The sequence below is a fragment of the Chryseobacterium subflavum genome (assembly GCF_055762745.1).
This window is the reverse complement of record NZ_JBVTMR010000001.1, coordinates 2032386-2048897: the sequence shown is the minus strand read 5'-3', so window position 1 is coordinate 2048897 and position 16512 is coordinate 2032386. Positions and strand designations below refer to the sequence as shown.

The window sequence follows — 16512 nt, the reverse complement described above, 5'->3', positions numbered from 1 at the left end:
ACGTATGAATAGATATTTAATAACAAAAAAGTGGTTATTGCTGGGGTTAGTGTTTGTAGCTGGAACGCTTTATGCACAGAGTAATTCAGAAAACTATGTGTATTCTAAAACTTATTTAGCAGATCCCACAACTACAAATGCAAAAACATCAGAAACGGTTACTTACTTTGATGGATTAGGAAGAGCCAAACAAATAGTTAGCATTAAAGCAACTCCTTCTGGCAAAGATATGGTTACTCCAGTCACGTATGATGGATTTGGAAGACAGACAAAAAATATTTTACCTACTCCAATTAATACATTGAATGGGAATATTCATTCTGGAGTTACCAATGAAAATACCGCTAACTCTTATTACGGAGTATCCAATGCATACAGTGAGAAAGAGCTTGAAAAATCCCCTTTAGACCGGGTTTTACAACAGGCAAATCCTGGTGATGCCTGGAAACTTGGAGCAGGACATACGCAAACATTCAGCTATGGCACTAATGCTGCAAATGAAGTTATAAAGTTTGTCACTACTACTTCAACAAGCACAGTTAGTAATGTTACAACTATTTCAACTGCATTACCTGTAGGTAGCCTTGGATTCTATGGACTGGGTAGTTTTTATAAAAATACAATAACGGATGAAGATGGAAATCCTGTAACTCAATTTACCAATGGTCGCGGACAAACGATTCTTATCCGAAGAACAGATGGAACACAAAATATTGATACCTATTATGTGTACAATGAATATGGGCAAAAAGCGTTTGTCATCCCTCCAAAAGCAGTACAACAAATTGTGCAAAATGCAAATAAAGTTACTGCTGATATTTTAAATACACTGTGCTACCAATACCGCTATGACGGGCAAGGAAGGGAAGTTGAAAAAAAGCTTCCTGGGAAAGGCTGGGAATTGACCATTTATGACAAACAAGACAGAGCAGTACTTTACCAGGATGCTGTTTTAGGGACTGTAAACAATAACTTTGGCAGTAAAGGCTGGATATTTACTAAGTATGATGAGTTTAATAGGGTTGTTTATACTGGATTCTTTTCCAGCACTGCAACAAGGCAGTCTTTACAGAATACGCTAAATACTTTAACCACAAATACTTCCAATAATGAAAAAAGGACTTCAACCTTTTTTAATCAACAGGGAATTGATATTTACTATGATAAGCTGGCCTATCCAACATCGAATTTTGTTGTTTTATCAGTAAACTATTATGATTCTTATCCGCGTGATGCTCCTTCCGTTATTCCTGAAAAAATTCTTGACCAGTATGTTTTATTAGCAACATTTGGAACCGGTAATACAACTTCTACCAAAAGTTTGAAAACAGCTTCTTATCTAAAAAATATAGAAGATGATAAATGGACCAAAACATATCATTATTATGATTTCAAAGGAAGGCAGATTGCTACAAAAACTACTAATCATTTAGAAGGTTACACCAATAAGGAGTCTAAACTTGATTTTTCAGGATTAGCAACAGAAAGTTATACTTATCATAAAAGAACTCCAACTGAAACAGAAGTCAAAATAAAAGAACGTTTTGTTTATGATAATGGAAACAGGCTAAAACAACATTTCCATCAGGTAGATAGCAACCCCGAAGAATTATTAACGGACAATACCTATAATGAACTTTCACAGTTAAGCAATAAAAAAGTAGGAAACAATCTCCAAAGCATCGATTACAATTACAATATCAGAGGTTGGCTGACAGAAATCAATAAAAACCAGATGTCTGTAGCTGATTTAGGAGGGAAACTTTTTGCTTATAGAATCAAATACAATCAGAAAGAAGGAATCACTAATCCGGATCCAGTCTTATTCTCCGGAAAAAATGTTGAGGCAAAATACAATGGTAATATCGCAGAAGTAGATTGGAGGGCAGTGGAAACAATCGGAGCCAATCCTTCTCTTACTCCTAAGAGATATGGATATGTTTATGATAAGCTGAACAGATTAACAGCAGGATATTATCAAAATCCAAATAACCCCAACAGCAAAGAAAATACAGAATCTTTAACGTATGATTTGAATGGAAATATCACCAATCTTTATAGAACCTCAGTTCTGCAAGGGACAATTGCCACAAAAATTGATGATTTAGAATATACTTATTCAGGAAACCGGGCCACTACCATAAAAGATAACAGTGGTAACAAGACTGGTTATGAAGGGACATCAGGACTTCCTATAGGATATGATACTAATGGGAATATGATCAATATGGCGGATAAACAAATCAATGGAATAGTGTATAATTATTTAAATCTGCCCAATGCAATATCTGTTGGTTCTAGTCAGGCATATACTGATATTACTACAAAGTACGGATCAGATGGGACAAAGCTGAGAAAACAAGTAGTAAAAACACTTGTTGGAATAACGGGCACAACTTCTTCTACGGAAACTACAGATTATCTTGATGGATTTCAATATATAAATATAACAGGATCCGGAAATAATGGAGGAGGTTCAGAAATGTTTGCTGCCAGTCTGGAAACGAGCAGGGCTTTGGAAATGGAGGCCTATTCTGCAGAGACTTTAAATGTTGTTCCCGGTTTAGGGGCAAAGAATCCTGAGCTTCAGTTTTTCCCAACCGCAGAAGGATTTTATGATTATGGAAAAGATCAGTATATTTACCAGTATAAAGATCATTTAGGAAATGTAAGGATAAGTTTCGCAAGAAACAGCACAGGCGCTCTTGAGATTACAGATGCTAATGATTATTATCCATTTGGGATGAACCATTTAAAAACGGGATTCTCCTTTTTTAGTCCAAGTGCTTATAAGAACTACAAGTACAACGGCAAGGAATTGCAGGAGACTGGGATGTATGATTACGGGGCAAGGATGTATATGCCGGATATTGGAAGATGGGGTGTGGTAGATCCTTTAGCGGAAATGATGCGTCGTCATAGTCCTTATAATTATGCTTTTAATAATCCGATTAGGTTTATAGATCCAGATGGTAGAGCTCCTCTTACTGATTACTACAATTTGAAAGGGCAACTCACAAAACATGTTGAAGATGGTAAAACGGATAAGAAAATAGTATTAACTACTAGTAAAAAGGAAGCTGATACAGATGCTGCAATAAACAATGGTTATGTTGTTAATCAGATAACTAATGACCAGATTAAACAGATCGATGATATATATGCTTTTGGTAAAACAGACAAAACAGGTACTGAGAAAGGGTTTTATTTTGGGCAGAATGGAAAATCATCAAAAACTATAACAGGTGAAAAGACTGGAGAAGTAGGACCAAAAGCATGGGCCGAAGCTAAAAAAGATTTACGAGACAAAGGTGATACTGTTGCTTCTGATGCGCACTTACACCCTCTTGATTATGACAGTGAAGGTAATGTGGTTGCTTACGGAAAACCAACACCTTCAATGGGAGCAGGCAAAGATACAGATCCTAAAAATATGCAGGGAAATCAGCCATCTATGGTTTTGGGTTGGACGGAAATCCCAGGATCATTGCCTCCAGGTCAAATAGGAGGAACACCTTCTCCTAATACATATTCTCCTACAGTAGGATTTTATAATTCAGGAGGTTCTATTATTACAATAGATTATTCAGCATTTAAAAAAGCAATGGAAAAAGTAAATAAATAATTATGAAATATTCAATCTGTGTTTTATTGGTTTTGTTGATGAGTTCTTGTGTATCTTATATAGATGTGTCAAAAAATAGTATCAATAATAATAGTATGGTATTCGATTATGGTAGCAATGAAAATAAACTTAAATATATTAATAAAGTTAATGCTTCAGCTGATCAAGACATATATTACACAACGCACTTTTCAATAACGTTACCTAAAAATATTGTTAACTGGAATGTAAAAAGTAATAATTTTTTCTTTGAATATGATGACAAGCAGATATTTTATATTTACTCTTCTTATAAAAATGAAGGACAGGAATCTGAGAATTGGGAATTAAAAGATATTGATTATAATGAAGTTTTAAAATATATAGGAGAATATTGGGATAAAAGAAAATATAACGAAAATTATCTCTATGAAGGACATAATGGAAGAGTATCGAAGTTATACACAAATGGAAAATATAAAATATTGTTTTATAATATAAAAAAAGATAATCTTCAAACATTTATTGAGAGTGCAAAAACATTTAATACAAACTTATAAACCTCTCTCCCGCACGATTGCATTGTGTGGTGGATAATAAGTAACCTCGTATTTTATGAGGTTACTTATTATTATAAGTACAATGGAAAGGAACTTCAGGAGACGGGTATGTATGATTATGGGGCGAGGATGTATATGCCTGACTTGGGAAGATGGGGAGTGGTGGATCCGTTGGTGGAAAAAGCTAGGCGTTGGAGTCCTTATACTTATGCATTTAACAATCCACTGAGATTTATTGATCCCGACGGAAAGCAAGGAAAAGATATTATTATTTTAACAGCCAATGGATCTTTTAAAGCTTCAAAAGAAATACTTTATAAGACAGCAGAAGGCAGAAGGTTATGGGATAAATATGGAACCAGTAAAACAGAAGATATTTATATAAATTCTAAAAACTTTGGTTTTAGCTCATCTACAGTAGCAGAAGCAATTAATGATATAAAATCAATGGGGCTTGCTAAGGATGGGAAAGTATCAATACCTGAAGGTTATTCTAATTCTTCGGAATTTAACAATTTAGACATATCCAAATCAGGAGATAAAAAAGTTCATTTAGTTTCTTTAAATGAAAATTATTTTAAAGAAAATAGTAGTGATTCAAGATACAGTGCAACACATATGGATGATGAAGGAAATTCAAAAACTATTGGATATAATAATTATGATTTAGCAGAAACTATTTATCATGAAATAAAGTCTCACATAGAAGATGCTACAGGAGATGTTGATCAAGATCATACAAAATATGGATCTTCTGCTTTTAGATTAACAGCTCCAACTACTCCAGGGTCTCCTGCAGAGACAATTATAAACCAACTTGTTAAAGTAAGAGAAGATGCAAAAAAAGATAAAAATGAGAAAAAAAATTAATCTTATTCCTTTGTGTATAATAATTCTGAGCTTTGCTATCCCCGTAAAAGCTCAAATTTTAGAATTTTATAGACCTATTATTGTAACATATAAATCGGGAATATTAAATAATGAAAAAGTTAATTTAGGAGTATTTGATTATTTTAAGCAAGATATTTCTAAAATGAAATATGAATATTTGAAATATGATTCTGAAAAAGAAAGTTTATTTAAATATGATGATATAAATAAAGTTTTTCAAAAAATAATATGCTTAAAATCTGAAAATTTTAAATCTCAAGAAAAAGTCAAATTAGGAATATTTGATGAATTTAATTTATCAAAAGAAAATTCCAAAAGTTTTATTGCTTCTTCTCCTTATGGAAAATACCCTTCACACCATAAAATAATTAATTCTATTGAAGTTCTTCAAAAAACAAAAAAAACATTAATATTAAGGATTAATTATCAAGATGAGTTTGAATGGAAGTATTTTGGAATTTTAGTTTTAACAGACTATAAATATGAAAATTTAGAAGATGATGAATAACAAGATATAAGTTCAAGATAAAAAGCCAGCTTTAAAGTTGGCTTTTATGTATACTGATGCTTATAAGAACTAAAAGTACAACAGGAAAGAACTCCAAGAGACTGGTATGTATGATTATGGAGCGAGGATGTATATGCCGGATATTGGAAGATGGGGTGTGGTGGATCCTCTTGCCGAAAAGATGACAATGCATAGTCCTTATAATTATGCGTTTAATAATCCTATGAGGTTTATCGACCCCGACGGAAGAGCTCCTGTTGATGATCACTTTAATAAATTTGGTCGTTATATTGGAACTGATAATAAAAAAACGAATAATGTTGTTGTGCATACTAATAGTTCTGCTACAAAATTATCTCAATTAAATGGTAATACAGGAGCTGCAAGTCTTTCACAATTAGATTAACGCAAAATTTACTATCGAATTAGGAAAGAGAGTTGCAAGAAATACTGAGAATGGAGTTACTTTTGTTAATGGAGAAACAGTCCCTGATGGAAACATATATTATGGAACTGTAAAGTCTAAGGATAGCCCAAGAACTTTAGCTCATGAATTAGGACATAAGGCAGGTCTCCCACATATTTTTGATACAGAAAGTAAGGTTGAGAATACTCCAAAAAACAAAAAAAATCTAATGAATTCTGGAGCAAATACTATTGAGCCTTTGCAAGATCCAACTGGAACTGATTTAACTCCTTCACAAACAACTGATATTGTAAATCACATTAATATTACTAATGAAAATAGAGAAAGAAAAGAAAAAGAAAAAGAACAACAAAAACTAAATCAAAATCAAAATGCAAATCCTTAATAAATTATTTTTTTTATCAATTTTATTAGCTCTAAATTTTGTCTCATGTCAAAGTAAGATGGTTGTCGATTCGACTTCATATAAAAATTTAGACTCAGAAAAGAAACAGGACGTTGATGAATATCTTACAGATGCTAAAAAGATGATACCAAAAAAAGAAACTGAAATTATATTGATGTTTCAATACAATTGTTTTTTTCAAAAGAAAATAACTATTAACAACAGATATACTAAAGAATTTCCAAAAACTGACAAAATTCACTATGGGCAAAGTACTGTGAATTTTTCGAAGAAATTAGGTAAAATCAAAATAAAATTATCCAACGGGAAATATTTTACAATATTACAGAAAAAAGGATATGATTATATAACAATTTGTTACAACGAACAGTATGAAACTATATATATTCATTACTACGATTTTCCAAAAATTTTGATTGAAGAATAAGGCATGATAGGTTCCTTATAAATAGATTGACATATATTCGTAATAAATCAAAATGCAACTCCATAATAAATTATTTTTTTTATCAATTTTATTAAGCCTAAACTTTGTCTCATGTCAAAGTAAAAAGTTTTATTACTCCAAATATGGAGATTTATCTATTGAAAAGAAACAAGAAGTTAATGAATATTTAGAAGATTTAAAAAAAGATTATCCTAAAAAAGACAATGAAATATTATTGATGTTAGGTTACAATTGTTTTTTGAATCAATCTATTCTAATTAATAATAGTATTAAAAAAGATTTTCCAAAAACAAATAGTAATACTGATGGTAGAACTGTAATGGTTTTGGTAGAGAAAAAAAGAATAATATTATAGAATTTGAAATTTTGAATGGTAAAAAGGTTAAGATTATAACTAAAGAACATTATGATTATATTTCAATTTGTTATAATAAAAATTTTAAAGAATGGTACATAGAGTATTATGATTATCCTCATTTAAACATTACTGAATAATTCCATTCATAATTTTTTAGATGAAGATTAACTAGATGTTTTTATTAGAATATTTTAAACAGCATCATTTATAAAGTAAATGAAACGCCTTTATCCAATTCGGTAAAGGTGTTTTTTGTTATATTGTTAGTATGAAAATCGATTTAGAAGAACCCAAATAGATTACTCCTCAGATCACACTTGACAAAAACAATAGCTACTTGATATTTTATCCCTGTTTTATTAATTATTTTAAATTAAAAGATCGACTTAGTAAACAAGATTTGATTTGTGGTGCGTTTATGATCTATGGTTGGATGCCAACGATCTTAAAAAACATAGATTGTACTGATATAGATAAGATTGTTGATTTGTTTAATAAAGCAAAGTCAAGTGATAATATCCTGACCGAAATTGAGATTGAAAGCTTGAAACCTTTTACAAATAATTCTTTAGTTGGATTATCTAAACTTCTTCACTTTATCAATCCTAATGTTTATCCTATCTGGGACAGTAAGGTATGCAAATACCCCCCTGCTGGCGCGAGCGTCACGCTCGTGCCCGGATAAAGATTAACAATCTATATATAAAATATAAATCCGAGAAGGTACACTTTCTCGGATTTTTATTTTTAGTATTTAAGATTAATGGGCCTGAAAGTAGCTTTGTAGAGAAATATACAAATGGAAATATGGTAGTGTAATAAACTACTGTAATGACGGCCAGAAAATTCTGGAAATAGATTTAAATTTGTGATGTGAATGGCAACGAGTGTGACGCTCGCGCCAGCGGAGGGGGGCTTGAGGGCTAAACCAATAAATGATACAACAATTGAATGGAGGGTTAAAATTGATAATAAATATGGACGTGACTATAGCAAAACTCTTTTAGAAGATGCAGCGGGTATCTTGAGCCAAAATGGAGTAACTTATAAAATTATTGAGGATCCTAAGGCATTGTTTACAATAGAATTAGCTCCAGCAAAAGTTACCGAAGATCCAATTACAAAAGACCCGATTACAACAAATGGATATACTATACCTGATGGTAATACTTATGATGGAAAGGTAGTGTCAAAAACAACTCCAGATTTTAAAAACTTGATAAATAATAATTATAAAGATGTAAAAAATGGTTCAACAGGAAACGGAGGTTATTAACATGAAAAATAAACTATATCTATTAGTTTTATTACTACTTACAATTTGTTGTAGTAATAACAAAAATGAAAATATTTATTCTATAAATATTCATTACCAATATGTAATTTTTAAAATGAATAGCTTGAATACTTACGACATGTATGTTGAGAATTTTTTAAATATTAAAAATAATACCAAAGATACTTTGATTATTCCACATAAAGACATTAAAAGTCTTTTAAAAATGGTTTACAAAAATGATTCTATATCATTGAAATTTATGTCAAATAGCGATATTAAAATAGCTCCATTGGATTCTATTGATTTGAATTGCGCTGTAAATTTGAATGATGCCATAAAAAAAATCCCTACTACGGTAGATAAAGAAAATTATAAAATTTATAACAAATATTTAAAAAAATATTTGTCAAATAGTGATGATTATGAAATAATTAGAACTACAAAATTTGGAATTTTTAAGGAAAAATATTTGAAATAAATTTAAAAACAGACAAGATGTATTTCCCCTTGGCTGGCGCGAGCGTCACGCTCGTGCCCGAATAAAGATTAACAATCTATATATAAATCCGAGAAGGTACACTTTCTCGGATTTATATTTTTAGTATTTAAGATTAATGGGCCTGAAAGTAGCTTTGTAACAGAAATATACAAATGGAAATATGGCAGTGTAAGAAACTACTGTAATAATGATGACCAGAAAATTCTGAAAATAGATTTAAATTTGTGATGTGAATGGCAACGAGTGTGACGCTCGCGCCAGCGGAGGCAAGCTCGTTTACAAATGAAGCTGTTGCAGAATCAGTTATTAAATCGACAATAAGAAGTAATCGAGCTGCAATTAAATCGTGGTTAAATTCGGAAGCTACGACCAATCTTAGATTAGAATATAATGGAGTAAATAATATAGGTTGAGGAATAATGAGAAGTACTGGTGTTGTTAATGATTTGAGTAATGCTAGAATAATTCTTAAAGCAAATGGAAATGGTAATTATTTTATATTAACAGCATTCCCAAAATAAAATAAAAAAAATAATAAAGAATATGGACTTTAAAAAAAAATTTCCAAATTTATATCAGTTTTTTGGAGCATACTTTCCAGATGCAGATTTTGAAGATCTTACGGATGAACAAATTGTCTCAAATTATGTTTTAAAACACAAAGAGTTAAATAATCATCAAAAGATTGATAGTCTAAAAATAGATATTGACGGGTTAATTGGTGATATACTTTCTTACTGGCAAGAAGTTGGAGATGAAGCTAATCGTTATTTTGAAAACTCTAATGATGCTTTAGAATGGTTAATGATGATAAAAAAAGAATTGAATGGCTAATTTTGACTTTTATCACTAAAGAATAAATAGATCCGAGAAGGTATACTTTCTCGGATTTTTGTTTTAGTATTTAAAAGACTGAAAGTATTTTTTTGTGGAATCTTATAATTGAAATTTAATACTACAAAAAAATTACTATAAAGATGATCAGGGAATTTTTGAAGTACGTTTAAATTTGTAATGTATGAATGGGCAACGAGCGTGACGCTCGCGCCAGCGGAGGGAAGCACCAAGGCCAATTTATGGGTAAAACTAATTTTAGTTTTTATCCAGTAGGAAATAATGTTGTTGTCATGGCTTTTGATTCCAAATCTGTTTCTTCTTATTCACTTAATAAGGGGAGAGGGAGTAAATATTCCGAGAGTTAATGGCGTTGGTCCTAGTCAAATCACAACAAGACAAACGTACTTTTGGTGAGTATATAAAAATAATATGATTAATAATAATGAAACAAATGGTATTTTCTTTTTTAGTAAGTTCAGTAGTGGCAGTTAGTTGTACTGTAGGTAAAAAAGATGTAATCGGTAAATACTCCTATAAAGGAGATCAAGTTGTAGATTCGTTAATTTTGAAAGATGACGTCTATATACATAAAATTTTTGATAAAAATTCTCAGTTAATGTATGAAGGACGCGATAAATGGGTCTTGGAAAAAGATAGAATCACACTCTTTGGGTTTTATAATAATGAGAATAGCTCGTTGGAGGAACCTTTGTCGAATGAAGATGCAAAAAAATTCGTGATGATTGTGTCTTTTCCTGTCTTTAAACAAGATAAAGATGTAATAATTGAAGTAAATTCGGATGAAAATATATTATATAAAATGAATAAATAATTGTATGTAGCTCAAAGAAATGAGCACTTAATTTTGTACAAAAATCTAATTAATTCTCCTACATTTAAGAAAAATAGTTCAATGGATGTAAATTGTATAACAAATTTGAAACAAAAGGTTTCAAAATATCCTGAAGAACAACAGGCTGATAGTTTAGAATTTAATATATATAATATAAATGATAATAAACCATTGAAAGAACTGTGGATTATGAAATACGAAATACTAAAAACTTTATGATCTTTAAGGATGCTTCAGAACAAAGTGATTCTGCAAAAAACACTTTGTAATAGATAATCTTCCTCAGCTTGCTTTCTACCGCTGGCGCGAGCATCGCGCTCGTGTCGATAGACAAAAACAAACCCTCCCAATTTGCGAGGGTTTTGTGTTATAATGAGTAATATTTTTAATTTTGAGTGCTTGAATAAGCCATTTACAATAGAATGCAGATGTTTTCATTTTCGGAATCAAGTTTTTTGATGTCGCTAAAACGGTTGAGCATTGCCGGATTTTTAAAGATGTTTATTTCCTCAGTTTTTCCTAGAAGATAACCGATAATGGTTCCTAAAATCTTAGCAATATTTTGGCTACTTCCATATAAGGATAAGGAAGCTTTTTGCCATTGAATTTACTAATGCCATATTTTTTCTATATTAGGAGAAGTATATAGTAAAGATAATGCTGATAAACCCAATACCTCCGGATGGAGGCATGTTATACAAAGAAACCGATATGGCTCAGCTATTTCCTGAGCCTTTCAATGCAATAACTGCTGTATTTTTTTTAGTCATAGCCATTTTCTGGACCATTAAATTGAAGGGTCGTTTTAAAGAATATCCTTTTTTAACCTACTGTTTAGTTTTATTGTACATTGGTGCCATAGGCGGAACTATTTACCATTCTTTCAGGCAATGGCCGGTATTTATCATGATAGATTGGATGCCCATTATGCTGCTGTGTCTGTCTGCCGGATTTTATTTTATAGCAAAGAGCACCAAATGGTACTATGCTGTTGTAATGGTTATTGTCTATGTGATCCTTATGTTGGGTTTGAGAAATTGGATTTTGGTCGATAACGTTGCTCTCTTTATCAATATCAATTATGCGATCATGGCTTCATTTGTGCTTTTTTCGGTAGTAAGGTACTTGATGTATACAAAGTGGAAAGCCGGAAAATGGGTGGGTTTTGCTTTATTGTCGTTTGTTTTCGCACTTATTTTCCGTATCGCTGATCAGTGGGGGTGGTTGAGTTTCGGAACCCACTTTTTATGGCATACTTTCGGAGCGGCAGCCACATTTTGCATGTTTAATTATATTTATCTTACGCAGAATACAATGAGAAAAAAATAAAGAGTTTACATTTTCTTTGAATTCTAATTCATTCATAAGTGTGTTTAAACTTAACCACAAAATCACAAAAGTTTTATCATTTAAACCTCTTCGGTTTGTGGTTTAATAAAAATTTAAACATTTTTTTGTGAAATTCACAGTGTGATTCTTTTACGTTTGCAAGAAAGATGATTTACTTATATTTGTCGCAAAGCAAATTTAAATGTTCAAAAAAGTAAGCGCTGTATTTATTCTTGGCTTTTATACGGTTTTTTGTTCGGCCCAACAGGTTCGACCTTCCCAATCATCTGAAATTTACCGTGAACTCAAAACACTTAAACAGCTGCCTAAAGTTTTATACCTTGCGGCTCATCCCGATGATGAAAATACAGGATTGCTTTCCTGGCTAATCAACGATCAGAATGTTGAAACGGGCTATCTGTCTTTGACAAGAGGTGATGGGGGTCAGAATCTATTAGGCACAGAGCAGGGAGCTGCATTGGGTTTAATCAGAACGCATGAGCTTTTGGAGGCAAGAAGGTTAGATGGGGCCCAACAGTTTTTTACCCGGGCCATTGATTTCGGGTTTTCTAAAAATACGACCGATACTTTCAAACAATGGGATGAAAATAGCATTATAGCGGATGTAGTTTGGGTCATCCGTCAATTCCGTCCGGATGTTATTATTTGTCGATTTCCTCCAACTGCAGCGGCAGGCCACGGACAACATGCGGCTTCGGCCGTGGTTGCGGAAAAAGCCTTCAGGCTGGCAGGTGATAAAACTGCTTTTCCTGATCAATTAAAATATGTGAATGTATGGCAACCTAAACGCGTATTGTGGAATACTTTCCGGTTTGGTGGGGTTAATACAACTTCTGAAAATCAACTGAAAATTACCGTTGGGCAATATGATCCGCTGCTGGGAATGGGCTATGGTGAACTGGCAGGATTAAGCAGAAGCCTACATAAGAGCCAGGGAGCAGGAACACAGTCTGTAGCCGGAATCAAAACTGAATATTTTTCTCATGTTATCGGAGAGCCTGCAAAAGCAACACTTTTTGACGGAGTCGTTAAAACCTGGACCTCAAAAGGAAACGCTGACATTGACCGGGCATTAGATCAAATTATTTCCACCTTCAATTTCAATAATCCTGATCTGAGTCTACCTGCTTTGCTTGCCTTACGAAAAAAGGTTATGGCACTTCAGGATGCAGAGCTGAAAAAGGATAAAATTACATCTCTCGACCATATCATTCTGAGCTGTGCCGGATTTATGGGCGAGGTGGTGACGAATCAGGCCGAGGCCGTAGCCGGGGACCATTATAATTTCAGGTTAAATCTGATTTCAAGAGCTGCTGATCCTGTTGTTTTAGAAAATGTACAATGGTTACATCAATCAGAAAGCTTCAATAGAAAACTGTCAAAAGATTCTTTAATTACCATTCAGCATAACATTCAGATTCCTGCAGATGCGGCACTTACAGAACCTTACTGGTTGGCAAAACCTCCCGCCAACGCAGCAACTTTCTCTGTTCCGAATGATACTTTAATTGGTTTGCCTGAGGCGGAGTCATCCCTGAATGTGTTGCTTGGTTTAAAAATAGGCTCGGAAAAGTTTCGGGTTAAACTTCCTTTATCTTTTAAGAAATTAGATCCGGTACGTGGTGATGTGGTCGAAGGCCTGCGTATTGTTCCAGCATTGGAACTGAAATTTATACAACCCCTGTATGTGGTTAAAGAAAATGAAGATTTGCATTTGAGTTTAAATGTTAAGGTGAATTCCAGCAAAAACTTCAATAAAGGTATCCTCAATCTCATGTATAACGGAGAGCGAGTAGGTAACGCGGATATTAGTTCGCTCAATGGAAAAGATACTACCATCGATTATGTTATTCCAAAAACGAAACTGGCTTCAATTAATTCATCCCGCTTGCAACTGGAAGCCAATTTTGTTGCAGATGGAGTTACGTATAATAAAAAGCAAATATTAATTCAGTATCCGCATTTACCTTCCTTACAATATTTTGCACCTGCCACTGTAACCGTCATGAAAGGCGATATTCAGGCGAAGGTTAAAAAAGTGGGGTATATAGAAGGTGCAGGTGATTTCATTCCTGACTTCCTACGCATTGCAGGTATCCAGGTAGACGTCCTGAAAGATGAAGATTTTTATGGCAATATAGATGAGTCTGCCGGAAACGGGAGTCAGAGCAAGCTGTCGCAATACGATGCCATCGTACTTGGGGTTCGCGCTAATAACACAGAGAAAAAACTGGGTCGCTGGATGCCTTTTCTATGGTCTTATGTAAAAACAGGAGGTAATCTGGTGATGCAGTATAACACCAACCAGGATACAACCGTTGATAAATTGGGGATATACAATTTCAGTATTGCCAATAAACGGGTTACCGAAGAAAATGCTGCGGTTACGTTTTTAAACCCTGATCATAAGTTACTGAACTTTCCAAACAAAATTACTCCGGATGATTTTAAAGGCTGGGTGCAGGAGCGTGGTGCCTATTTCCCTGCACAATGGGATGCAGCGTATGAACCGCTTTTTGAAATGCACGATACCGATGAAGAGCCTCTTCAGGGATCTACTTTATATGCCAAATACGGTAAGGGTAATTTTATCTATACGCCGTTGGCATTTTTCAGACAGCTGCCTTCAGGGAATGTGGGGGCGGCACGTTTATTTTTTAATTTTTTAAGTGCACAGAAAAACTGATGAACAAACAACTTAAAAACTGGAATATCTGGTACATACTATTAGCAGTAGCATTAGTATTCCAGATCGCATTTTATTATTGGTTTACTAAATTCTGGGCATGAGTAATATAGATTGGACAGTTCTCATTTTTACACTGGTTGCAGTGGTGGTTTACGGCGTATTCATCGGCCGGGGCCAAAAAAACAACGAATCCTACCTGAAGGCAGATAATAAAATGCCGTGGTACATTGTGCTGATAGGTATTATGGCTACGCAGGCTAGTGCCATTACATTTCTTTCAGCACCGGGCCAGGCCTATACTGACGGTATGCGTTTCGTTCAGTATTACTTTGGTTTGCCTTTGGCGATGATCGTTATCTGTATTACCTTCATCCCTATTTTTCAGCGCCTGAATGTGTATACGGCCTATGAATATTTAGAAAACCGTTTTGATAAGAAAACAAGGGTACTCACTTCATTGCTTTTTCTTTTTTCCAGGGGTTTGTCAACAGGAATCAGCATTTACGCGCCGAGTATCATCTTATCAAGCGTTTTAAACTGGAATATTTATTTGACCAATGTTTTAACGGGCGGCATTCTGTTGATTTATACCTATGTTGGCGGTGCAAAAGCGATCGCTCACACCCAAAAATTGCAGTTTCTCATTATTTTGGGAACAATGGCTTTTGCTGGGTATCTGCTTATCGAGAATATGCCGAACGGAATCGGTTTTAAGGATGCGTTGTATCTGGCGGGGAAATCAGGCAAGCTCAATGTCATTACCACAGAATTCGACTGGAAAGACAAATACAATATCTGGAGTGGATTGATTGGCGGTTTTTTCCTGGCTCTTTCTTACTTCGGGACGGACCAGAGTCAGGTCGGGAGGTATATTACGGCCAAAGACAATACCAATGCAAAAATGGGTTTGCTGTTGAACGGATTGGTTAAAATTCCGATGCAGTTTGCCATTCTCCTGATCGGTGCCCTGCTTTTCGCGTTCTTTTCTCTGAAACCGGCTCCGATTTATTTTAATGAACGTTCTTATCAGTATTTAAAGGAAACAAAACCTGAACAGGCTGCGGTTTTTGAAAAAGAACATCAGGATTTGCAAATAAAATTTAACGCAGAATCAAAAGAAATTTTAAAGCTAAAAGAAACTCATTCTCCCCGGCTCAACAAAACAATTCAGGATTTTAAAAATACGCAAACTGAGGTAAAAGCATTGCACGGAAGGGTAGAGGAAGCAATTAATAAATCAAATTATAATGCAGAGAAAACGGATACGAATTACATTTTCCTGTATTTCGTAAAAAATAACCTGCCTGTAGGAATGATCGGTTTACTGTTTGCCGTCATTTTTCTGGCAAGCTGGGGTTCCATTTCGGCAGCACTGAACTCCCTCGCCGCCTGCTCATTAAAAGATGTTCATCTGATATTCAGAAAAGATATTCCTGATGAGAAAACCGAATTGAAATACAGTCGCCTGCACACTTTGGCCTGGGGCATTTTCTCCATCGGGGTAGCCATGTTTGCCACGCAAATGGGTTCGCTTATCGAAGCGGTGAATGTATTGGGTTCACTTTTCTACGGCCCGATTTTAGGGATTTTTCTGGTTGCATTTTATTATAAGAAAATCAACGGCGCGAATGTATTTATTTCTGCCATTGTATCAGAAATTACAGTAATTGCCGTTTACCAGTTGGATATCATTTCTTTCCTCTGGCTTAATGTAATCGGCGCAGCGGCAGTCGTTATATTTTCTGCAATTGGTTTAGTATTTTATAAGCCGAAAGATGTAAATTCGTAAACAACAAATAAACA

At 33.9% G+C, this 16512-nt stretch carries 14 protein-coding genes and 2 pseudogenes; all 16 read left to right on the top strand.

Translation table 11 applies throughout. From position 1 onward, the window contains the following. The first annotated feature begins 4 nt into the window (after window positions 1-4). The 16 genes and pseudogenes from AC0INN_RS09125 to AC0INN_RS09050 all read left to right on the top strand — a co-directional run bounded on the left by AC0INN_RS09125 (window position 5) and on the right by AC0INN_RS09050 (window position 16498). Window positions 5-3625, top strand: coding sequence for a DUF6443 domain-containing protein (locus tag AC0INN_RS09125; RefSeq protein WP_306612833.1), 3621 nt, complete (start codon window positions 5-7; stop codon window positions 3623-3625). Between the two features lie 2 nt (window positions 3626-3627). Then, on the top strand, window positions 3628-4164 hold the full coding sequence (locus tag AC0INN_RS09120) for a hypothetical protein (RefSeq protein WP_273648415.1): 537 nt from the start codon (window positions 3628-3630) through the stop codon (window positions 4162-4164). 66 nt (window positions 4165-4230) lie between these two features. Then, a pseudogene (locus AC0INN_RS09115) lies at window positions 4231-4416 on the top strand (RHS repeat-associated core domain-containing protein); the annotation flags it as partial. Window positions 4417-5017: 601 nt separating this feature from the next. Continuing rightward, window positions 5018-5563, top strand: coding sequence for a hypothetical protein (locus AC0INN_RS09110; RefSeq protein WP_273648413.1), 546 nt, complete (start codon window positions 5018-5020; stop codon window positions 5561-5563). A 73-nt stretch (window positions 5564-5636) separates the two neighbouring features. Beyond that, window positions 5637-5817: pseudogene (locus AC0INN_RS09105) on the top strand (RHS repeat domain-containing protein); the annotation flags it as partial. Window positions 5818-6198: 381 nt separating this feature from the next. Continuing rightward, window positions 6199-6375: a hypothetical protein gene (locus AC0INN_RS09100; protein WP_306612828.1), complete on the top strand. Its 177-nt coding sequence runs from the start codon at window positions 6199-6201 to the stop codon at window positions 6373-6375. Next, window positions 6362-6823 carry a hypothetical protein gene (locus AC0INN_RS09095; protein ID WP_306612826.1) on the top strand — a complete coding sequence of 154 codons (462 nt, stop codon included), beginning with the start codon at window positions 6362-6364 and terminating at the stop codon, window positions 6821-6823. Before AC0INN_RS09100 ends, AC0INN_RS09095 begins: the two co-directional genes overlap by 14 nt. Before the next feature lie 52 nt (window positions 6824-6875). Next, window positions 6876-7199, top strand: a complete 324-nt coding sequence (locus tag AC0INN_RS09090; protein ID WP_306612824.1) for a hypothetical protein — start codon at window positions 6876-6878, stop codon at window positions 7197-7199. Window positions 7200-8079: 880 nt separating this feature from the next. Continuing rightward, window positions 8080-8478 carry a hypothetical protein gene (locus AC0INN_RS09085; RefSeq protein ID WP_306612822.1) on the top strand — a complete coding sequence of 133 codons (399 nt, stop codon included), beginning with the start codon at window positions 8080-8082 and terminating at the stop codon, window positions 8476-8478. Continuing rightward, the gene (locus AC0INN_RS09080) at window positions 8450-8959 is read left to right on the top strand and encodes a hypothetical protein (protein WP_306612821.1); all 510 of its coding nucleotides are present in this window, start codon (window positions 8450-8452) and stop codon (window positions 8957-8959) included. The genes AC0INN_RS09085 and AC0INN_RS09080 overlap by 29 nt, the downstream gene beginning before the upstream one ends. A 254-nt stretch (window positions 8960-9213) precedes the next feature. After that, window positions 9214-9393 carry an RNase A-like domain-containing protein gene (locus tag AC0INN_RS09075; RefSeq protein ID WP_373428009.1) on the top strand — a complete coding sequence of 60 codons (180 nt, stop codon included), beginning with the start codon at window positions 9214-9216 and terminating at the stop codon, window positions 9391-9393. A 130-nt stretch (window positions 9394-9523) separates the two neighbouring features. After that, on the top strand, window positions 9524-9814 hold the full coding sequence (locus AC0INN_RS09070; protein ID WP_306612819.1) for a hypothetical protein: 291 nt from the start codon (window positions 9524-9526) through the stop codon (window positions 9812-9814). Between the two features lie 445 nt (window positions 9815-10259). Then, window positions 10260-10649 carry a hypothetical protein gene (locus AC0INN_RS09065; protein WP_306612817.1) on the top strand — a complete coding sequence of 130 codons (390 nt, stop codon included), beginning with the start codon at window positions 10260-10262 and terminating at the stop codon, window positions 10647-10649. A 678-nt stretch (window positions 10650-11327) separates the two neighbouring features. After that, on the top strand, window positions 11328-11999 hold the full coding sequence (locus AC0INN_RS09060; RefSeq protein ID WP_306612815.1) for a hypothetical protein: 672 nt from the start codon (window positions 11328-11330) through the stop codon (window positions 11997-11999). A 202-nt stretch (window positions 12000-12201) separates the two neighbouring features. Further along, complete coding sequence (locus tag AC0INN_RS09055) at window positions 12202-14706, top strand: PIG-L family deacetylase (RefSeq protein WP_306612814.1); 2505 nt, start codon at window positions 12202-12204, stop codon at window positions 14704-14706. A 100-nt stretch (window positions 14707-14806) separates the two neighbouring features. Continuing rightward, entirely contained in the window at window positions 14807-16498 is a 1692-nt protein-coding gene (locus AC0INN_RS09050; protein ID WP_306612811.1) for a sodium:solute symporter family protein, read from the top strand. Window positions 16499-16512: the final 14 nt, after the last annotated feature.